The organism is Acinetobacter legionensis (assembly GCF_048552295.1).
Lineage (GTDB): Bacteria > Pseudomonadota > Gammaproteobacteria > Pseudomonadales > Moraxellaceae > Acinetobacter.
In genome coordinates, this window is record NZ_JBIMCW010000019.1 from 19,451 (window position 1) to 39,610 (window position 20,160).

A 20,160-nucleotide genomic window follows, 5' to 3' on the forward strand; every position below is an offset into this window, starting at 1 on the left:
GGGAGCAACATGCTAGAAATAAAAGACGTCAATCAATTTTATGGGGGCAGTCACATTCTCCGTGATGTGACTTTAGCTGCGCCGATTGGTGAGTGTTCTGTGGTTTTAGGACGGAATGGTGTGGGTAAAACCACCTTATTAAAATGTTTGATGGGAATTTTACCGATTAAGTCTGGGCAAATTTTATTGGATGGCAAAGACATTGCTAAAATGAGCCCTGAACAGCGTGTACGCGCGGGTTTGGCCTATGTTCCTCAAGGGCGAGATATTTTCTCAACCCTGACTGTAGAGGAAAATATTTTGATCGGCATGGCGAAGTTTTCAGGCGCAAAAACCCGTAAAGTTCCTGAGCTCTTATATGAAATTTTTCCTGTCTTAGATGAAATGAAACATCGCCGTGGCGGTGATTTATCGGGTGGTCAGCAACAGCAATTAGCCATTGCACGTGCTTTAGCTTCCGAACCGAAAGTTTTGATTTTAGATGAGCCGACCGAAGGAATTCAGCCTTCGATTATCAAAGATATTGGTCGAGTGATTCGCAAATTGGCTGATGGTGGCGAAATGGCGATTGTATTGGTCGAGCAATTTTATGATTTTGCTGAGGAATTGGCAGATAACTATACCGTCATGGCGCGTGGTCAAGTGGTAGCACAAGGCATCGGTGAAGAAATGCCTGAAAAGGGGATTCGTGATTTAGTGGCGATATAACAGAATCGTAAAAACATTTTGTTCACCTCCCTGAGTCAAGGGAGGTGTGGTGAAACCCTATATTATTGAGGCTCAACTTTCTGATAATAGCCCGTTGATGAAACATTCATACCAAAGCCACAATCGGCTTGTTCATTTAATTCTTTCACTTTAATAAAATTGCCTAAAGAGGAGTTATAAGTGAAATTGATGTCAATTTGACAATTTTCAAAACGATAGCTTGCTTTCTTGGCATGAAGAGGCATTTCTGTTTCAAACTCGCCAATATTTGGACCATAAATTAGGCTTCGAGCACCCATCCATAGACCAGTGAATTGAATGAGATATTTCTGATCACGTTTTTTAATGGTGATATTGTTCCATTCGCCAAAACCTGCATAACTGGCATATTCTCCTGTTAAGTCATTGTTTGGTTTTGGTGTTACTAACTTTTTTAAATTAAATTGACTGGTTTTTGTGGGTTTAATTTGAAACCACGCTCTTGCCCATAAGGGTTGATTGAGTTTGCTATACGTTAAACCCACATTATTATTGGCAATATCGGTCATTATCTGAAACCCGAATGCCAGTGTCTTCTTCACCCACAGACTGACAAAAAGCACTCCAAGATGCTTGTCTTTGAAACTGATCAAGCGCTTTTTTATAGTTTCTCTGGTCGTAAAATTTTTGTCCCAATTTACGATATTGACTGAGTTTGGCACAACCCTGTTTTATATTTTGTTCATCGTAGTCAGCAGCATGGCTTGCTGTATTAAGTATCAATGCAAATGGTGCCAATAGACTGATTATCATTTTATTCATCGATATTCGCTCTGAAGTTCAGCAATATTGTTTATGGTTATACAACAGATTTTGAAAAAGCGACAAAAAATTTTTACGACGGATGCTGTATAAATACTGCTCTATTTTAATCAAAATTTAATTGCATCAACACCAAATCACGCCACTTCCCAAATTTTTGTCCGACTTGTGGCATGTAACCTGTTTGTTTAAATCCGAGTTGTTGGTGGAGATAAATCGAACCAGTATTTTCGTGGTCAATTGCAGCAACCATAACGTGGATATTGTGCTGTTGAGCATGTTCAATCAATTTCAGCATTAAGCGTTTGCCGAGCCCTTGTCGAGTAAATTCTGGGTCGATATAAACAGAGTGCTCAACGGTATATAGATAACCGTTGATTGCTCTAAAGCTTGCATAATCAGCATAGCCTGCAATGGCATGAGTCGCTGTTTCTTCAGCAACAAAAAGTGGAAATTGCTGTTGTTGTAATTCTAGAAACCACTGCTGGTAATCTGCGAAAGTCTTTAATTGGCTGTTCCATGTTGCTAAACCTGTTGCAATTTCATGATTATAAATACGCATAATCTCAGTTAGGTCAGAAGCTTGAGCAGGGCGGATCTGAAAATTCATGGATACAGGTCAATGGAAAATTGATAGGGGTATTCTAAAAAGAATTATTTTTAAGGGCAATAAAAAAAGCAAAACCGAAGTTTTGCTTTTTGATCAATTGATTTAGCTTAGTCTTAGAAATGATACTTGATTAAAGCACTGACATTATTTTCATCTTTGCCTGGAACACCATATTTGTTGTGCCATACAGAGTGTTCAACACCAAGATATAGACGCGTATCTGGAGAAATGTGTTTACCCGCATTCCATTTCCATTGTGTCGTCCAGTTCAACTCGCTTGAGTGAGAAACTTGATCTTTTTCTGCAGTTGACCAATCAAGGAAACCATCTACAAGGAATTCTTCAGATGCAATTTTAAATGGAATTCCATAAGTAAATGTCAATTGATAGTCATCTTCTTGGATTTCATTATTGGCACGGTAGAAATTTAATTGCGCATATTGAAAATAAGGAATGGCTAAATCAACACCAACACCGTATAGGTAGTTGTTCATGTCTTTACCACCTTCCCAAGTGGTCGCGATTAATACGTCTTTAATTGGGCCTAATTCAAGTTTTTTCCCAGAAACAGCACCTAAGCTAAGACGTGGAGAAACCTCAAAATAAGTATCCGACTGACCATCACTGTTGGTACGGTCAGCAAAAGCAAAGAAATCACCGTATTTAAGTTTTGCAGCATACTCAAAAGTGATGGTAGATTGTTTCTCATCTGGTGTTAATTCATAGTTTTCACCATAAAGACCAGTAATACTAAAATCTTGCCAAACAGGCGCAGCTTGAGCCAAAGTTGCAGTTGAAGCGATTGCGCAGATAGCCGCAATTTGTGTAAGTTTCATGAATTCTTCCTTTCCCCCAAGAAAAGCGCTTCAAGAATACAGATTCTTAAATAAAAATAAAGCGAAAATTAGATGGAATGAAAATAAATATGTAAACATCAAGAGGTGAAATGTTTTAAAACGTGAGTCGCATATTTAAAGCAAAGATTTAAAATTTATATCCATTAAAAGCTTAAGAATTAAACATAGTTGATGTTTTTAGTTGGAATTAGCCATTAAAAAATCAATTAAATCATTTAATTATAAAGTAACGTAACAAGATGTCATTTTTCATATTCTTTTCATAAAAAAGTTAAAAATCTACTTGCATATTTTCCAATATGGCCTGATATTGAATGTATAAGAACACCTATCTGCAGATCGTTAAAAGTGTTCATCTTTGCAATAGAGGAGTTACGGTTCCAATTTATTGTAGGTGAAAAGCTGTCTTATACAGCAGGCGCAAAGTGTGCCGTAAATATAAGTTTTGCACTCGTTTTTTGATTAGAAAGAGGATGTTTTTTATGAATATAGAAATCCGTACAGATAAAAATATTAGAAATAGTGATCGTTTAATTACTTACGTACGCGATGAGCTAAATCAAGAATTCCAACGTCATAGCGAACGTATTACCCAGTTTTCAGTTCATATCAGTGATGAGAACGGTGACAAAGGTGGGGCGGATGATATCCAGTGTATGATTGAGGTCAAAGCAGCGGGTTTGAAGCCAGTCGTGGTAAAACATCGAGCGAAAAACATTGATCTTTCATTACACGGTGCGATAGATCGCGTAAAGCGTAGCCTAGAGCACGTATTAGAGAAAATTGAAAATCCACGTGGTGGAAAACTAGAACTTGCTGATGCAGATGAAGCATGATCTGATAAAAAGCCCTTCGGGGCTTTTTTATGGTCTTCAATTTTATTGTTCTAAAAGAGTTATGGATTGTCTTCTTTGTCATAAATGAACAATAAATGCCATTTATAAAATAAAAGCGACACGATTAAAATTTTTCAAAGCTATTTTAAAAATATTCGTCATAATGCTGTATAGGAATAGAATAGTCAGATCAACATGTTATCAGCACAACAACAAGTCTTTATACAGGCTTTAGAAGATTTAGACCTTGCTCAAGTCAAACGTTTGCTTGCAGATGGATTTGATCCTAACTTTATGGAGCCTGAAAAAGGGCCAGCTGTTTCAATTTGGTCAGATGGATTGTTTAAATGGTGGGAAAAAATTTGTGATGCTTATGAAGCAGGTGATCCTTTAACAGCAGAACAAAAAGCGCAAGATTTACAACCACATTTAGATATCTTGGATGCTCTAATAAATGCCAAAGCAAATTTTTATTTGTGGGATGCTGAAGAATGCTATGGTCCATTGTGGGATGCTGCAAGCGCAGCCTGTGTACCTGCAATTGACAAGCTTTTAGATCATAAGGTTGATCCGAATACCAAAGATGAAGAAGGTAAAACCATTTTATCTTCGATCAGTGATTTGTTCTTTGATTGTGAATTTGATCAAATAGATTGGTCTCAGGCTTTACCTGAAGAGAAAGAATCTTTAGAGTTACTACGTAGTCGCGGTGCGAAAATGTCCAAAGAATTATCGTAAATTTTGAGTCTTGATATGGCAATTTTAAATAGAATCACATTAGCCCTTGCTTCGAGTCTAAGTATAAGCGCAATGGCAGCAGAATTTTCTTTTGATCGTCCTGGAACAGGTTTTGGAACAGGAATCACGCCAGTGGGTCAATTGGCTTGGGAGCAAGGTCTTCCAAGTGCGACCTATACAGAAACTAAAGTAGATGGCGCAAAAGCAAAAACTGTAACCCTCAATGGCGATATGCTGCTCCGTACTGGTTTAACCTCAAGTATGGAATTACAGTTAGGCTGGCAGGGTCCAGCTTGGACACAAACCAAATACAAAGGCATGAAAGAGGATGACTCTGGCTTAGGTGATGTTTCTATTGGGATTAAAAAAGCCATCGACTTAAAAGATGATAAATTATCTATGGCGATTTTGGCTCAAGCCTTGATTGCAACGGGCAATGATGGTTTTAGTGAAGAAGATGATATTTATAGCATCGGCACATCATTAGCTTATCAGTATAACGATTTGGTCAATACTGGAATCACCATGAACTATGCTGTGCAAGATGGGCATTGGTCAGTGACCGCTGTACCTACTGTTGGTTATAAAATTGCAGGTAATCTTTCAGGGTTCTCTGAGTTTGTTTATTCAAAAACAGAAAGCCAAGACTATAAGTATGGTCTAGGCTCTGGTTTGATCTATGCAGTCAATGAACGTACCCAACTTGATGGAAGTGTTGGTGTAGATTTGGAAGGGCGAGACCGTAGTTATAAAGCTGGTTTAGGTGTGGCATTCTTATTCTAATCAATTCAGTCTGATACATCATCAAGGAGTAGTTGATCTACTCCTTGATTTGTTTTAAAAGCGAGCATTTTTTGAAATGCTTTTAGAACAGTCTTATCTTGTGTATGCTGAGTTCAAAATAAGCAATAAATACAGGAGTATTAGAATGTTCGAACTGTTTATTGGTGATAAAAATTATTCGACATGGTCGATGCGACCTTGGTTAGTAATTCAGCATTTCAACATTCCATTTACAGAGCATCTTATTGCTTTCGATCACTTTGATGTCGATAGCCAATTTAAACAAAGTATTTTAAAAATAAACCCAACTGGCAAAGTCCCAGCCTTAGTGGACGATGGCTTTTTAATTTGGGATTCTTTGGCGATTTGTGAATATCTGGCAGAAAAGTTTCCTGAAAAACACTTGTGGCCTCAAGATGTAAAACAACGTGCACGCGCAAGATCGATGTCCGCTGAAATGCACAGTAGTTTTATGGCTTTGCGTAGTTGTTGTGATATGAATTTAGATGCTGATTTAAAGCATATTGGGGCACAGCTTTGGCAGGAAAATTTAAAACTACAGCACGATGTAAAACGGATTGAACAATTATGGTCGGAGCGACCACATCCTGACAGTTTTTTATGTGCTGATGAATTTACGATTGTCGATGCTTTTTATGCGCCAGTTGTGATGCGTTTCATCAGTTATGGCATTGCCGTATCAGCGAGCAGTCAGCGTTATATCGACAAGATATTAGCGGTCCCTGCTGTACAACAATGGATAGCAGAAGCCCATGCAGAATTTCGATTTGTAGCGTGTGAAGAGCAATATCGTAGCCAAGTTTAATCTAGTGAATACCGCTTAAGCTATTTCATTGATTTGAGTATGATAGAGCTGGACTTGATTGCGCCCGGATTGTTTGGCCCGATATAGCGCTTTGTCTGCGAGATGAATAATTTTACTGATATTGTCATCGTCATTCGAGGTGGCAATACCAAAACTGGCGGTCAGCTGAACATAATGATGATCAAGTGATTCAAGCACTTGGTTTTGAATCGCCAATCGGCAGCGTTCAGCAAGTGCTTGAGCAATGTTTAAAGAAGTTTCAGGCAAGGCAATAATAAATTCTTCACCGCCGTAACGAGCCACAATATCTGACTGACGAATGTGAGATGATAATAATTTGGCAACTTGACACAATGCTTCATCACCAAAATGATGCCCATATAAATCATTGATTTCTTTGAAATGATCAATATCAATCAAGATAATGGCGTAGTGGGTTTGCTTATTTTGGATATCATCAAGCTTTTCATTAAAAAAACGACGATTATATAAATTGGTCAGTGGATCCGTTTCACTGAGTTTTTTAATTAATGATTCTCTATAGCGCCACTGAGACAGCAAAATTTCACATAAAATCAAACATACAATTAAAATAGGGACAATAAAATACAACATCGTTCCTACCCAGAAGGTATTGTCATGCCGATTGTTTTCCAACAGATGTTCATTAAAAATTGGAGCGTACGGAATGATGCGCCAATAGGTACAGAACATCATTGCAATATAGAACAGCAGGGCGGTACTAATTTGCAGATAAATAATTTTTCTATTGAATAAGATTAAACCCACACCAGAAATACACACGAATGCAAAAACAGTGGCTGGACTATAGATACCGACAAGAAAGCCATCAGCAAGCATTAAGATAATAAAAATACTGATGACGATATGGGGGAGGATGGTATTTGCCCATTTTTTATTCTGAAAGAAATAACAAAATGCGATCAGGAAAAAAAGCAGTAGGGTGGAGCCAGCATTGACCATAAGTTGTGAACGAATCAAGGAGATATTGACCCATTGCCAAGTTTCTGGATTGAATAAAATAAAAACTTTCCACGCAATCCATGATAAATGAAGGGCAATAGTCAGGAACAGAATCAAGATACATTTATGTAAACTGCTCCAATTCATAATGATATTTGAATCTAATTGTTGTTTCAGCTTTTGCCAGTAATGATTAAGTCCTATATTCGATACCTTCATTCATAATTATTCCAGGTTTTTTCAGTTTGCTATTCATTAAGTACTGATTAATAATTTTTTAAATTATAGTGATTAAAATTTATTAAAACAAAGAATTGTTATCATTTATTTGTTAATAAAAGAATATTTTATTATTAATATAAAATAAATAGTGGTGTAATTAATTTTTAAATATATAGCTGTTTTAAGATAAAACACCTGTACCCGTATAACAAGCTTTGCGATTGGTTTTCGCAATATATAACGCTTGGTCTGCTTGCTGTAATACCGCATTACTCATGCTGTCATGTTTAGAAACAGATGCACCACAACTTGTTTGAAGTGGAATGACTTTGTTATTGATCTTTAAATCATAATGATTCATTAAAAGTGATAGACGATCTGCGATATGATGAGCTTGATCTTGAGTAACATCACTGAGAATTAAAATAAATTCAGATTCGCTATAACGACCAACAAGATCTGTTTCACGGATATTTTGTAATAACTCTTGGGCGATTGCGGCTAAAGCCTTATGTGCGATTTTTAGAGTGTATTTATTCTTGATTTCACACCAGTTATCCACACTGAGTAAAACGATACCAAAATTTGATTCAGTCTGAGGATGTAACTCTTTTAAATAGGTATTAATTGCAAACTGATTATAAATACCTGTATGTGGGTCGATTTCCAGATCATTACTGAGTTGGTTTTTATGGATTAATTTGGCAATAAAAGAATGTTTCAATACTTGATTGAATAAGGAATGAATTTTACGTCGTTTTTCTGAATAAATTTTATTACGCATAATCTAATCCATCCACACTTGGATTTTTATTGTTGATACTTAGAATGTAGCAACTTATTGGCTTAAACTCAAACTAAAGTTGAAGTAAATACTTGAAGGATATATACATAATTTTAAAAAGTGTGATTAACTTTGTAGTATAGGTTAAGAGTCTATTCGGACTAGGAAAATCCCCTAAAAATAAATCTGACAAGCAATATAGTTTCAATGAATTGTATAATTATTATTCTAGTGAATGCTCATTTTGTTTAAATGGATGATTTTATTTTTAAAGGTGAACAACAGTTTGGCTTTTAAAGCGCTTGTTGTTCACCATTTGGTCAATATTGGGATTAATCTTTATCAATTTTATGAGCGAATTCAGCAATATCTGCTAAAGATTGTTTTGCTTCATCAAACCACGGGCTAAACATTTGGAAATTATGCCACATTCCCGTATACAGCTTGTAATTGACTTGCACGCCTGCAGCTTTGGCTTTTTCTTCGAAACGTTGCGCATCTGACAACAGAATCTCTTTAGAGCCAATTTGAACTAAAGTCGGTGGCAGCCCTGCAAAATCTCCGAATATAGGCGAAAGTGGCGGTAAAGAACGATCCATGTTTTTCGGTACGTAAAAATCAATACCAGATTCAAGCGCTTCGATTGACAGTAAAGCATCATGCTTCTGATTATAGCGTAGAGATTCACCTGTTAAAGTCAGGTCTAAGAAAGGTGACATCAGAATTAAGGCACTTGGGAGTTGTTGTTTATTTTCTTGTTTGATGCGTAGAGCGAGTGCCAAAGCCAGATTTGCACCACAGGAATCACCAGAAACAATAATGTCTTTCGCTTGCACACCTTGATCTAAAAGTTGCTGATAAATATCATAAATCGCATCACCTGCTTCAGGAAATTTGCTTTCAGGTGCGAGCGGATAATCTACATGTAAAACTTGCATTTGCGTACGTGCAGCAACTTCAGATAAAAACGCGCGATGGGTTTTGATTGAACCGACAAAAAACGCTCCACCATGAATATGAAAAATCATTTGAGTCGCATGCGCTTGCGGTTTAATTTCTTCTGCCCGAATCCCCGCAATGCGTAAAGAGCGAATCTGTACATCTTTACGTTGTGGGAAAACACGCGCAAGTTGTTCTATTCCAAAACGTGCAGTTGCAGGAGGAAGATTGAAACGACTTGGAAATTTGAAGCTAGATTTAAGAATAGATTCTGTAAGATATTGTTTCAGAGCTGAGTTAATCTTCATGTTCCTTCCATATTGTTAAACTTTTGACTTTATTTTTGTTGATTTATCAACATTTGTTACAAGGGTACACTATATAGTCACATTCAAGAATTGCTAATTCGACGTAAATTTTTGATACTATAAAGTGTCAATTAGACTAGGGAAAACAAAACAATGAAAAAAATTGTACTTGCATTAGGCTTATTATCAGCAACAGTTCTTGCAAATGCTGCGGATCCACTCAATGGAACAGTTTGGAAAACAATTGATGACACAACGAAACAGCCCAAAGCAATTGTGAAATTCACTGAACAAAAAAATGGAACATTGACGGCAACGATTCAAAGTATTTTAACGCCAGGTGAAGAAAACTCTTGTACCAAATGTGAAGGTGCTTACCACAATAAATCATTGAAAGGTGTGACGATTGTCAATGGCCTAAAAAATGTTGGTGGTAAAAACTATGACAATGGTACGATTCTAGATCCTAAAAATGGCAAGACCTATAAGCTTAAAGGTGAACTTGCTGGTAACCAGTTAAAGTTACGTGGTTATATGGGTATTTCTGCTTTAGGTCGCAACCAAACTTGGGTGCGTGCAAACTAAGCAGATTGATTCACCACAACAAAAAGCCTGATCTATTGATCAGGCTTTTTGTTGCTCGATGATTTTTATGCTGTAAGTTTTAAAGCTTTAATTTTATCTTCATCAAAACCAATTACATACTGGCCATTTTGATCAATCACAGGGCGCTTGATTAAACTGGTGTGTGTGGTAAGGGCTTGAATCAGTGCTTGTTCACTCGACAAAGCTAGTTGTTGTTCTTGTTCACTGAGCTTTTTCCACGTTGTACCTTTTTTATTGAGTACAAGATCTTGCCCAATATGATCGAGCCATTGTTTAACCGTCTCTGCATCTATGCCTTGTTTTTTATAATCATGAAATTCATAACTCAAGCCAAGTTCAGTCAGTAAATCAAAAGCTTTTTTCATGGAGTTACAATTTTTGATTCCATAAATTTTCAACATGTCTTAACCTAATATTCAATTGTTTGATTTGACAGAAAGAGTAGCAAAATTGCCAATATGTACAGTATAAGAATAGATAAAATATTTTAAAAGGCGTGATTGCTGTCATCAGAATTTAACAATTTGCGCTTAATATTTTATTGAAGCGAGCAGTAGACTGGCTGATTAAATGATTTGAATCTAAAAAATAAAAAAATTGAAACTAAAGAAAATTGAAATTAAAAAAAGAGAAAACCCGCATCTAATCATCCTGATTATGCGGGTCTCATTACAACGTCCAATGTCACATCCTTGAAAAATAAATATTCAAAATACTTATTTCCTTTTCTTCCTACGGCGTCCTATCCTTTTGCTGTCATCCTGACAATGTCCCTGTGCCGTGCGTGTATAATGCGCTTGTTGATATGAAGAAAATATAAGATAACACGACAAAATTTGTAAGTTATTACCCTGTAATCAGTGAACACTTGTTCACAAAAATACTCAATTTTTATTTAAAAATTGAGTATAGGACTGTTTAAATTTGATAATCAATAATCACAGGGGCATGGTCGCTATACCATTCATCTTTATAGACCCAAGCATTGACTGTGCGATCTTTCCAGTCAGGTGAGCATGCTTGATAATCAATTCGCCAACCGACATTTTTCGCACGCGCTTGTCCACGATTGGACCACCAAGAATACAGTTCTGCTTCTTTACGGACTTCACGAAATGTATCGACATAGCCCAGTTCATCATAAATATGATCTAACCAAGCACGTTCATGCGGTAAGCAACCTGACGATTTTTGGTTACCTGACCAGTTTTTAATATCGATTCGTTTATGCACGATGTTGTAATCGCCACATACAATGATTGATTTATCTTCATCACGCCATTGTTTTAAAATTTTTCGATATTCTTCTAAGAAGTGATCTTTACGGGCTTGTGCTTCATCACCTGATGAGCCTGAAGGTAAATACAGCGAGCAGATGTGCACAGGTTTGGCTAAACCGACATCAAATTCCGCGCTAATAAAACGACCTTGGCTATCGGCAAGTTCAAAACCCAAACCATTCTGGATCGATTTAAACGGCAAGCGACTGTAAATCGCTGTACCTGCATAGCCTGATTTTTCCGCAGGGAACAGATGGGTAAACCAACCTTCGGGTTTAAATTTATCGGTCCACTGTTCATGCGTAATACGGCTTTCTTGGATACAGATCACGTCTGCATCTGACTTTTCCATCCATTCAAGTAGGCCTTTAGTGACGGATGAACGTAAGCCATTTACGTTAATTGAGACAACTCTTAAAATTTTTTGATCACTTGGATAGCTACTCTTTGGTATCATGCGCAGTCATAACCTCAATGTATGAATTTTGGAGCACCTCATGTCAACGCCAGCTCAGTTTAACCCGCAAGCTTTTATCGAACTCGCATTATCACGTGGTGTGCTTAAATTTGGTGAGTTTACTTTAAAATCAGGCCGTGTGAGCCCTTATTTTTTTAATGCAGGTTTACTCAACGATGGTGAAGCATTATCGCTTTTAGCTCAAGGTTATGCAGATAAATTAACACAATGTAACAACGTTGAAGTGATCTTTGGACCAGCATACAAAGGAATTCCTTTTGTTGCCGCAACAGCTGTGGCTTTGTCACAAGTACATGGTGTCAGTGTGCCTTGGGGCTTTAACCGTAAAGAAGCCAAAGACCATGGTGAAGGCGGTGTATTGGTCGGTGCTTCAGTAGAAGGCAAAAAAGTCTGGATTATTGATGATGTGATTACAGCGGGTACCGCAATTCGTGAAGTTGTCACAATTCTTAAAAATGCAGGTGCGACAATTGCAGGCGTATTGGTTGCGCTAGATCGTCAAGAAAAAGGGCAAGGTCAATTGTCTGCCATCCAAGAAGTTCAACAAGAACTTGAGATTCCAGTGCATGCTTTAATTAGCATGAAAGACTTAATGGATTATCTTGATGCCAAAGGTGAGCAAGATGCTTTAGCAAAAATGGAAGCTTACCGTGTGAAATATGGTATATAAGTTAAAAAAAAGGATAAGATAAGGAGCATAAGCTCCTTATTTTTATGGACTATAAAGGATTAGGTGCCATTTTTAATGTTCATTCTATTGATAATCGTCGTGGTTGCTGTACTTGGCATTATGTTGGTCAAACATATCGACCAACGACGTTGGCAACGTTACCAATTTGAGCGGGATATGTTTTTTCGGCAATATCCATTTCAATGGCATGGTTTAGAACAGTTTGAGCTGGTTTTAAATATCAACGTGCACGCCCAGAAAAAATTAATCAATGAATTGATGTTAAGAGCATCTGAGAACAGTTATATCAAGAAATCACGTATTCAACGTGAACCTGAATGTTCGAGACAAAAATACTCAATTAAAGTCATGATTCAAGATTTAACTATTGGCCACTTAGAAAAGAAATATGCAGACTTATTGGGAGAAAGTTTAGATCAAACCGATTTTGAAATTGGTCGTCCAATAGAGCTGGATGTTGAAATCATTGTGTTTGAAAAAGATGATATCGAGTTGGGCTGTCGTGTCAAACTGGCCTTACCGCGTGATCCACGGACTGCACATCAATACCTGATAGAAAATAGCCAACAACAATTTCAAGAAAAATAAGCTTAATCAGCAGGTGAATTGAGCAAGTAGATACTTTGCTCAATCTGTTTTTGATCTTGCAAGGTGCGGACAATTCGATGGGTTTTAGAATCTTCAACAATAAATTTGAGAGTATATTCCTTTAAATGCTGTTGAGCGACCAAGGTGGCGACCAGTTGGTCATGTTGTCTGAAAATTTGAATCTGTAGTGCCTGATCTAAACAATTTTGAAACTGTAAGTCCTTATAGCCATACACCACAGTTGCATCACTGCCTAAGGGGGTAATGCGTTCATATTCTTGGTAAATATCAATCGAATGTGAATGTCGTTCTATGATGGTTAAACCCGCTTTTAACGCATTGATATAGAGCAAACAAGAAATTTGACAGATCCCACCACCCAGATCTTCTGAAATTTTTCCATTGACCAGATTACGTCCTGTTTTATAGCCATTGTTTAACGTCGGGGCTGTTACCAAATACCAAAATGAAAAGATTTGATTTGGCTCAATGACCAAACCGTTTAAGGCTTCAATCGCAAGATCAATGTTATGGGTTTTATTTTCAAAATAATGATTTATCTTGATGCTTTGTTGGGTTGAAATTTGCTGGTCTGCTTGCCACAGTGCTTGATGTTTTAAGGCAAACTTTAGCTTCGAGAAAAGGTGTTCACGACAATACCTGCGTAATAACTGATAAAGCAGTTTCCATGATTTGGGTAAATATTGCCGCATATTCCACCTGCTTATTCTAATTGTTTACTGACGGTTGTTTTTCTAAAACGACAACCAAGTATGATGCATATTCTTTTAAAAATGAACGGCACATCAAGTTGTCTAAGCTTCTAAACAGTGGGCGTAAAATCGTTGGAATACGATGGATAGGGAAAAATAAAAAGCCCTGACTTTCAACCAGCTTCCATTGAGTGCCAAGCAGCTTTTCAATCTCTGCCAATGTCATTTGATGAGCAGCATGCCAGCTTTGTTGTTGATGCTTTACAGCTTGTCGACGTTTGGCGGAGGGGAAATCAAAAATAAGCTTGCCATTGGGTTTTAATTTTTGCTGTGCCTGATTTAGAAATTGTTGTGTGGTTGCATGGTCTTGATGCATGATCACATGAAAGCTATAAATCACCTCAAGCTGATGATTTTCGATTGGAATTTCAGTCAGAGAGCCTTCAAGAAAAATTTTATGTGGATATTTTTCTCTAGCAACTTTCAGCATTTCAGGGCTGAAATCTACACCATAATCGGCATAATCGAGTAAACGACCTGTACCACAACCGATATCCATACAATGTGTAGGTGCTGTTTTACTGAGAATACGCTTGAGAAAAGCACGCTCTTGTTGATCTAAATATTGCCCATAACTGTTGTTAAAACGGTTGTTATCGTAGTCGTGCGCAAGTTTGTTATAGTAATTTTTAATCTCTGATGAGTCGTTTTGATCTAGCATAGTGATCACGCATTAATTATCTGTTTTGCCATTGATGTGCTTGTACTTACTGGGCTGATGTTAGATCTATGCGGTAGGGCATAAATTTTTTATACCTTCTACTTTTTGATAGGTATAGGTTAAGGCATAATTTTCAAGAAAGGTCTGTTCTAATACCAACTGATCTTTTTTTAATGCTTTGATGACGAGCGTTTGGTTTGCTGCTTCATCTGGGTAAAGCAAATAGAGGCTGTTATTTTTAATTTTGTATTTTGAAACCTCAGGTGGTTCTGGCGAGCTGACGGTTTTATTTTTAAAGTCACACTCAAAAGGATATAAGGTAGCGGTGTCTTTGCCATCTAAATAAGCGACATTGGCAATTCCATTGTTCAAAGGCAACATCGCCCAATAACCTTGTAATAAATCATTTTTTTGCGCAAATGTATTTGATGTAATAAATAAAATAGAACACGCAATATAAATATTTTTTTTCAACATGTTATATATCCCACTATTGTTTTATTCGTCGAAAATATTGATTTAGAGTCAATCCTACTCCGAATATTATTTTATTTGAAGGCTTATTTCTAGGTTATTTCACAAGCCTTACACTCTAACAGCATGCCTATTTTTTCCTGCCGTCCTTGTTCTGTCAACACCCACGGACGATTCTGCCAAGGCGGAAGATGACGTACATGTTGTTGATGCCCACACGCAAGTTCAGCAACATAATGTTGCTCCTCATCCAAATGAAATCCCACAATGGCTTGTTGCATTTCGATCATCATATTCACAATAATTGCTAAGAGTTTAGCGAAATTTCGAAAAAGTACACCAGATTCTCCGCTATACTGCATTCAATCCAAAATTTTATAAGAGCATCAATATGCGCGTACTTGTTGTGATGGATCCCATCGAAAGTGTAAACCTGAAAAAAGACTCAACAATGGCAATGTTATGGGCGGCTGCACGTCGAGGGCATGAGTTAGGCTATGCATTACAACAAGATTTATATATTGACCAAGGCAAAGCCTTTGGTTTGATTTCACCGCTTCAGGTTTTTGAAGATTACGATCACTACTATGAGTTAGGTGAAAAAGCCAAAGAGTCGCTTGCAACGTATGATGTGGTGTTGATGCGTAAAGATCCGCCTTTTGACATGAATTTTGTTTATACCACTTATATTTTGGAACAGGCAGAGCGTGAAGGGGCGTGGATTATTAACAAACCACAAAGTTTGCGTGACTGTAATGAAAAATTGTTTGCGACCCAATTTCCAGATCTACAAGTACCCACTTTAGTGACCTCACAACAAAGCTTGATTCGTGAATTCTTAAAAGAACATGGTGACGTTATTGTTAAGCCACTGGATGGTATGGGTGGAATGGGGATCTTCCGCTTATATCAAGATGGGGTCAATATTGGTTCAACCATCGAAATTTTAACTGAAAATGGCACACAACCGATTATGGCACAACGTTATATCCCTGAAATTGTGGATGGTGATAAACGTATTTTGATGATTAATGGTGAGCCTGTACCTTATTGCTTGGCTCGTATTCCTCAAAATGGTGAGGTGCGTGGGAATTTGGCAGCAGGTGGTTTGGGTGAAGCTCGTCCATTGACTGAAAATGACAAAGCCATCGCCGCCAAAGTTGGGCCATTCTTAAAAGCCAAAGGCTTGGTTTTTGTCGGATTAGATGTGATTGGAAATTATGTCACTGAAATCAATGTCACCAGTCCAACCTGTATTCGTGAAATTGATGATCAATTTGGTACTTCAATTGCAGATGATTTGTTTAATGTACTAGAAGCCGGCTAGTCAGTTTAATTTAAGCTGGGATACTGCATTCTAAATCTCAACTAAAAAATTAGAGTCGTTCGCGGCTCTATTTTTTTGCTGTCGATTGACTATAAAAATGATAAATCATCGAGAAATATAAAAAAATAACGTTTAATTCCACTTTTTTTAACGGATTAATGATAAAAGTAGTTTAAACTTTCAAATCAGTAGAAAAAAACAATGAAAGGCTTGGTGAAAAAAAGTAAATAAACTTTTCCCCATAGCGGATTGTGATTACAATTGATTGTTTAAGATATTCGTTAAATATTTATTTTTGCATTGAAGAATTAGACCGTGACCGAACCCCAGCAAAGCACACCGAAACACATCATGATGATGGCGGCAGGTACAGGTGGACATGTATTCCCTGCACTGGCAGTTGCAAAAGAATTGCAACAACAAGGCAGCCAAGTGTCTTGGTTGGCGACTCCGACAGGTATGGAAAATAGACTTTTAAAACAACATGATATTCCAATCTATCACATTGACATTCAAGGTGTACGTGGCAACGGTATTGTACGTAAATTGGTTGCACCGTTTAAAATTTTAAAAGCAACCTTGAGCGCAATGCGCTATATGAAACAGCTCAATGTCGATGCAGTGGCTGGTTTTGGCGGTTATGTTGCGGGTCCGGGTGGTTTGGCTGCACGTCTGTTGGGTATTCCTGTGATTATTCACGAACAAAATGCAGTGGCAGGCTTTACCAATACCCAGCTTTCAAGAATTGCTAAAAAAGTCTGCGAAGCATTTCCAGATACTTTTCCGAAAAGTGAAAAAATTGTGACGACAGGTAATCCTGTACGGTCAGAAATTACCGCAATTTATAATCCTTCTTTTCGTTATAAAGAACGCGAAAATGCGGCTGAACCCTTACATATTTTAATTGTTGGTGGTTCTTTGGGTGCACAAGCCCTGAATGAATGTGTACCTCAAGCCTTAAAACAATTTGATGTTCCATTAAAAGTATTTCATCAGTGTGGGCAAAATAAGCAAGAGACCACACAGGCTTTATATGCGGATGCGCCTGCAAATATACAGGTTGAGGTTCAGCAATTTATTGAAGATATGGCACTGGCCTATAGCAACGCAGATTTAATTATTTGTCGTGCAGGTGCACTAACAGTCACTGAAGTGGCGACTGCTGGTGTGGCGGCTGTATTTGTGCCATTACCAAGTGCGGTGGATGATCACCAAACTGCCAATGCACGATTTTTGGAGAAAACAGGTGCGGCGAAAATCTGTCCGCAACAGAGCATGACTCCAGATTCGTTAAAGGATTTACTAACACCGTTGATGAACCGCCAATTATTGATGGAAATGGCGGTAAAAGCTCGTCAACAAGCTCAACCAGATGCAACACAACGTGTGGTTGGTTTAATTCAAGATTTGTAAGTTAGAGTTGATTATGTCTCCAACAAGCCCTGCTGATAAAGCAAAAAACCTAATTAAAATTCCAGAGATGCGCCGTATTAAACATATCCATTTTGTGGGTATCGGTGGTGCTGGGATGTGTGGTATTGCAGAAGTATTGAAAAACCAAGGCTATAAGGTTTCTGGTTCTGACATTAAGGCATCAAAAACAACAGTTCAACTTGAAGAAAACGGTATTAAAGTTTTTATTGGACATACGGCAGACAATATCAAAGGTGCAAATGTACTGGTTGTTTCTACTGCAATTGATCCTGAAAATTTAGAAGTAAAAGCAGCAATTGAAAATCGTATACCCGTAGTGCGCCGTGCAGAAATGTTGGGTGAATTGATGCGTTATCGTCATGGTATCGCGGTTGCAGGAACCCATGGTAAAACCACCACAACCAGTTTAGTGACCTGCATGTTGGCAGAAGAAAACATGGATCCAACTTATGTGATCGGTGGTCTGTTAAACCGTACCGGTGTTAATGCTGCGTTGGGTGCTAGTCGTTTCATTGTCGCAGAAGCAGACGAATCAGATGCATCATTTTTACATCTAGAACCTATGGCGGCCATTGTTACCAATATTGATGCAGATCATATGGATACCTATGGCGGTAGTTTTGATGTACTTAAAGACACCTTTATCAAATTCTTACAGAAAATGCCGTTCTATGGCTTGGCTGTAGTGTGTGGTGATGATGCCAATATTCGTGAAATCATGCCACGTATTGGTCGTCCAGTATTGACCTATGGTTTTAATGAAGACAATGACATTCGAGCAATTGATGTTGAACAAGTCGGTATGCAGTCAAGCTTTACCGTATTACGTAAAGGTCGTGAGCCATTACGTTTAACCATTAATCTTCCTGGTTTGCATAATATTCTAAACGCACTGGCTGCGATTGGTATTGCAACGGATGAAGGTGTATCTGATGCTGCGATTGCACGTGCCTTAGAAAGCTTTAGTGGTGTAGGTCGTCGTTTCCAAGTTCAAGGTGAGTTTGAATTGGATGAAGGTACAGTAAAACTTGTAGATGATTATGGGCATCATCCGAAAGAAGTTGAAGCAACCATTAAAGCTGCACGTGCCAGCCATCCAGATCGTCGTTTGGTGATGATGTTCCAGCCACACCGTTATAGTCGTACTCGTGACTGTTTTGATGATTTTGTAGATGTGTTGTCACAAGTCGATCAATTGTTGTTGTTAGAAGTATATCCTGCAGGTGAGAAACCGATTGTTGGTGCAGATAGTCGTTCATTAGCTCGGAGTATTCGCCTGCGTGGTGAAGTTGAGCCGATCTTGATTGACCCAGTGGAAGGCAATTTGCAGAACGCGATACAAAAAGTGTTACAAGCGAATGACTTGTTATTAACACAAGGTGCGGGTAACGTGGGAGCAATTTCTGTAGAATTGGCTCAAAACCAACTGTATTTAAAATAATTGATTTGGCTTTGTTTAAATTTGGATTTGAATAAAGCCTCGAAATTAAATTGACTAACTTATAAGTTTAAGGATTTAAACGTGTCAAATGCTTCTAAATTCGGCAAAGTAGCGGTGTTGCTTGGTGGGAAATCTGCTGAGCGTGAGGTGTCATTAGATAGTGGTAAAGCTGTTTTAGAAGCATTATTACGTTCGGGTGTGAATGCGGAAGGCTTCGATCCTCAAGAACGTAGCGTGACGGAACTTGTGGGCTATGATCGCGCATTTATTGTATTGCATGGTCGTGGTGGTGAAGATGGTCAAATCCAAGGCGCGTTAGAATGGATGAATGTACCGTATACAGGTACAGGGGTTCAGGGTTCAGCGATTGGGATGGACAAAGTTAAAACCAAACAAATCTGGCAAGGTTCAGATTTACCGACTGCACCGTATCGTATTATTTCCAAAGATTCTGATTTAACTGAAGTGATTGAAAGCCTTGGCTTACCATTAATCATTAAGCCTGTACATGAAGGTTCTAGTGTTGGTATGAGCAAGGTTGAAAAAGCTGAAGACCTTGCTGCTGCAATTGAAAAGGCCACAGTACATGATGCTGTGGTGATGGCTGAAAAATGGATCACGGGGCGTGAATATACCATTTCTTTCCTCAATGGTTTGCCATTACCCGTGATTCGTTTGCAACCACCTGCTGATGTTGCATTCTATGACTATGAAGCAAAATATAACCGTAATGACGTGGAATATGGTATTCCATGTGGTTTAAGCGAGTCAGAAGAAAAGAACTTACAAGAATTGTGTTTACGTGCTTTCCAAGCAGTCGGTGCCAGTGGTTGGGGACGGATTGATGCGATGTTAGATGAACAAGGTCATTTCTGGTTGTTAGAAGTGAATACAGTGCCTGGCATGACCAGTCACTCGCTTGTACCTAAAGCCGCAAAAGCTGTAGGTTATAGCTTTGATGAATTGTGTGTTGCGATTTTAGCGCAAACGCTCACGGAACAAGCACACTAA

General features: G+C 38.0%; 23 protein-coding genes and 1 pseudogene. 12 read left to right on the top strand and 12 right to left on the bottom strand.

What is annotated here, in order from left to right; all coding sequences use genetic code 11:
• The first annotated feature begins 9 nt into the window (after positions 1–9).
• On the top strand, positions 10–708 hold the full coding sequence (gene urtE, locus ACG916_RS14750; protein ID WP_419330292.1) for an urea ABC transporter ATP-binding subunit UrtE: 699 nt from the start codon (positions 10–12) through the stop codon (positions 706–708).
• Between the two features lie 62 nt (positions 709–770).
• Here the strand turns inward: urtE and ACG916_RS14755 are convergent.
• The 3 genes and pseudogenes from ACG916_RS14755 to ACG916_RS14765 all read right to left on the bottom strand — a co-directional run bounded on the left by ACG916_RS14755 (position 771) and on the right by ACG916_RS14765 (position 2,955).
• Positions 771–1,509: pseudogene (locus ACG916_RS14755) on the bottom strand (hypothetical protein).
• Between the two features lie 106 nt (positions 1,510–1,615).
• Positions 1,616–2,119 carry a GNAT family N-acetyltransferase gene (locus tag ACG916_RS14760; protein ID WP_096732573.1) on the bottom strand — a complete coding sequence of 168 codons (504 nt, stop codon included), beginning with the start codon at positions 2,117–2,119 and terminating at the stop codon, positions 1,616–1,618.
• 113 nt (positions 2,120–2,232) lie between these two features.
• On the bottom strand, positions 2,233–2,955 hold the full coding sequence (locus tag ACG916_RS14765; protein WP_239046670.1) for an outer membrane protein OmpK: 723 nt from the start codon (positions 2,953–2,955) through the stop codon (positions 2,233–2,235).
• Between the two features lie 503 nt (positions 2,956–3,458).
• Between ACG916_RS14765 and ACG916_RS14770 the strand changes: the two genes are divergently transcribed.
• The 4 genes from ACG916_RS14770 (at position 3,459) to ACG916_RS14785 (ending at position 6,159) form a co-directional block, all read left to right on the top strand.
• Complete coding sequence (locus tag ACG916_RS14770; protein WP_004718651.1) at positions 3,459–3,812, top strand: HPF/RaiA family ribosome-associated protein; 354 nt, start codon at positions 3,459–3,461, stop codon at positions 3,810–3,812.
• A gap of 195 nt (positions 3,813–4,007) precedes the next feature.
• Positions 4,008–4,550 carry an ankyrin repeat domain-containing protein gene (locus tag ACG916_RS14775; RefSeq protein ID WP_034611217.1) on the top strand — a complete coding sequence of 181 codons (543 nt, stop codon included), beginning with the start codon at positions 4,008–4,010 and terminating at the stop codon, positions 4,548–4,550.
• A 15-nt stretch (positions 4,551–4,565) separates the two neighbouring features.
• Positions 4,566–5,333: a transporter gene (locus ACG916_RS14780; RefSeq protein WP_004818363.1), complete on the top strand. Its 768-nt coding sequence runs from the start codon at positions 4,566–4,568 to the stop codon at positions 5,331–5,333.
• 145 nt (positions 5,334–5,478) lie between these two features.
• Positions 5,479–6,159 carry a glutathione S-transferase family protein gene (locus ACG916_RS14785; RefSeq protein WP_419330295.1) on the top strand — a complete coding sequence of 227 codons (681 nt, stop codon included), beginning with the start codon at positions 5,479–5,481 and terminating at the stop codon, positions 6,157–6,159.
• Between the two features lie 15 nt (positions 6,160–6,174).
• Here ACG916_RS14785 and ACG916_RS14790 read toward each other — a convergent pair whose 3' ends face one another.
• The 3 genes from ACG916_RS14790 to ACG916_RS14800 form a co-directional block, all read right to left on the bottom strand.
• The gene (locus tag ACG916_RS14790; RefSeq protein WP_419330297.1) at positions 6,175–7,362 is read right to left on the bottom strand and encodes a GGDEF domain-containing protein; all 1,188 of its coding nucleotides are present in this window, start codon (positions 7,360–7,362) and stop codon (positions 6,175–6,177) included.
• A gap of 184 nt (positions 7,363–7,546) precedes the next feature.
• A complete protein-coding gene (locus ACG916_RS14795) occupies positions 7,547–8,149 on the bottom strand; it encodes a GGDEF domain-containing protein (protein WP_303576965.1) in 603 nt (200 codons plus the stop codon).
• Positions 8,150–8,481: 332 nt separating this feature from the next.
• Positions 8,482–9,396, bottom strand: coding sequence for an alpha/beta hydrolase (locus ACG916_RS14800; protein WP_004818371.1), 915 nt, complete (start codon positions 9,394–9,396; stop codon positions 8,482–8,484).
• 153 nt (positions 9,397–9,549) lie between these two features.
• On the opposite strand from ACG916_RS14800, the gene ACG916_RS14805 reads away from it, so the two are divergent.
• Positions 9,550–9,981, top strand: a complete 432-nt coding sequence (locus ACG916_RS14805) for a DUF2147 domain-containing protein (RefSeq protein WP_034611232.1) — start codon at positions 9,550–9,552, stop codon at positions 9,979–9,981.
• 65 nt (positions 9,982–10,046) lie between these two features.
• Here the strand turns inward: ACG916_RS14805 and ACG916_RS14810 are convergent, their stop codons facing one another.
• Complete coding sequence (locus ACG916_RS14810; protein WP_034611235.1) at positions 10,047–10,403, bottom strand: Spx/MgsR family RNA polymerase-binding regulatory protein; 357 nt, start codon at positions 10,401–10,403, stop codon at positions 10,047–10,049.
• A gap of 517 nt (positions 10,404–10,920) precedes the next feature.
• The gene (locus ACG916_RS14815) at positions 10,921–11,739 is read right to left on the bottom strand and encodes an exodeoxyribonuclease III (protein WP_004818376.1); all 819 of its coding nucleotides are present in this window, start codon (positions 11,737–11,739) and stop codon (positions 10,921–10,923) included.
• A 40-nt stretch (positions 11,740–11,779) separates the two neighbouring features.
• Here ACG916_RS14815 and pyrE point away from each other — a divergent pair, with 40 nt between their 5' ends.
• A complete protein-coding gene (gene pyrE / locus ACG916_RS14820; RefSeq protein ID WP_004718641.1) occupies positions 11,780–12,430 on the top strand; it encodes an orotate phosphoribosyltransferase in 651 nt (216 codons plus the stop codon).
• 75 nt (positions 12,431–12,505) lie between these two features.
• Positions 12,506–13,039 (top strand): hypothetical protein, encoded by a 534-nt coding sequence (locus ACG916_RS14825; protein WP_419330301.1) that lies wholly within the window; start codon positions 12,506–12,508, stop codon positions 13,037–13,039.
• Between the two features lie 2 nt (positions 13,040–13,041).
• On the opposite strand, the gene ACG916_RS14830 is transcribed toward ACG916_RS14825, so the two are convergent.
• The 4 genes from ACG916_RS14830 to ACG916_RS14845 all read right to left on the bottom strand — a co-directional run bounded on the left by ACG916_RS14830 (position 13,042) and on the right by ACG916_RS14845 (position 15,228).
• Entirely contained in the window at positions 13,042–13,752 is a 711-nt protein-coding gene (locus ACG916_RS14830) for a VanW family protein (RefSeq protein ID WP_419330303.1), read from the bottom strand.
• A gap of 16 nt (positions 13,753–13,768) precedes the next feature.
• Positions 13,769–14,473: a class I SAM-dependent methyltransferase gene (locus ACG916_RS14835; protein ID WP_419330304.1), complete on the bottom strand. Its 705-nt coding sequence runs from the start codon at positions 14,471–14,473 to the stop codon at positions 13,769–13,771.
• Positions 14,474–14,539: 66 nt separating this feature from the next.
• Complete coding sequence (locus tag ACG916_RS14840; protein ID WP_051670976.1) at positions 14,540–14,950, bottom strand: hypothetical protein; 411 nt, start codon at positions 14,948–14,950, stop codon at positions 14,540–14,542.
• 89 nt (positions 14,951–15,039) lie between these two features.
• Positions 15,040–15,228 carry a DUF3565 domain-containing protein gene (locus ACG916_RS14845; RefSeq protein WP_419330318.1) on the bottom strand — a complete coding sequence of 63 codons (189 nt, stop codon included), beginning with the start codon at positions 15,226–15,228 and terminating at the stop codon, positions 15,040–15,042.
• 110 nt (positions 15,229–15,338) lie between these two features.
• Between ACG916_RS14845 and gshB the strand changes: the two genes are divergently transcribed.
• The 4 genes from gshB to ACG916_RS14865 all read left to right on the top strand — a co-directional run bounded on the left by gshB (position 15,339) and on the right by ACG916_RS14865 (position 20,160).
• Positions 15,339–16,274: a glutathione synthase gene (gene gshB / locus ACG916_RS14850; RefSeq protein WP_270383104.1), complete on the top strand. Its 936-nt coding sequence runs from the start codon at positions 15,339–15,341 to the stop codon at positions 16,272–16,274.
• 315 nt (positions 16,275–16,589) lie between these two features.
• Positions 16,590–17,687, top strand: a complete 1,098-nt coding sequence (gene murG / locus ACG916_RS14855; RefSeq protein WP_270383102.1) for an undecaprenyldiphospho-muramoylpentapeptide beta-N-acetylglucosaminyltransferase — start codon at positions 16,590–16,592, stop codon at positions 17,685–17,687.
• A 13-nt stretch (positions 17,688–17,700) separates the two neighbouring features.
• Complete coding sequence (murC, locus tag ACG916_RS14860; RefSeq protein WP_004818388.1) at positions 17,701–19,149, top strand: UDP-N-acetylmuramate--L-alanine ligase; 1,449 nt, start codon at positions 17,701–17,703, stop codon at positions 19,147–19,149.
• Positions 19,150–19,230: 81 nt separating this feature from the next.
• Complete coding sequence (locus ACG916_RS14865) at positions 19,231–20,160, top strand: D-alanine--D-alanine ligase (protein ID WP_004818390.1); 930 nt, start codon at positions 19,231–19,233, stop codon at positions 20,158–20,160.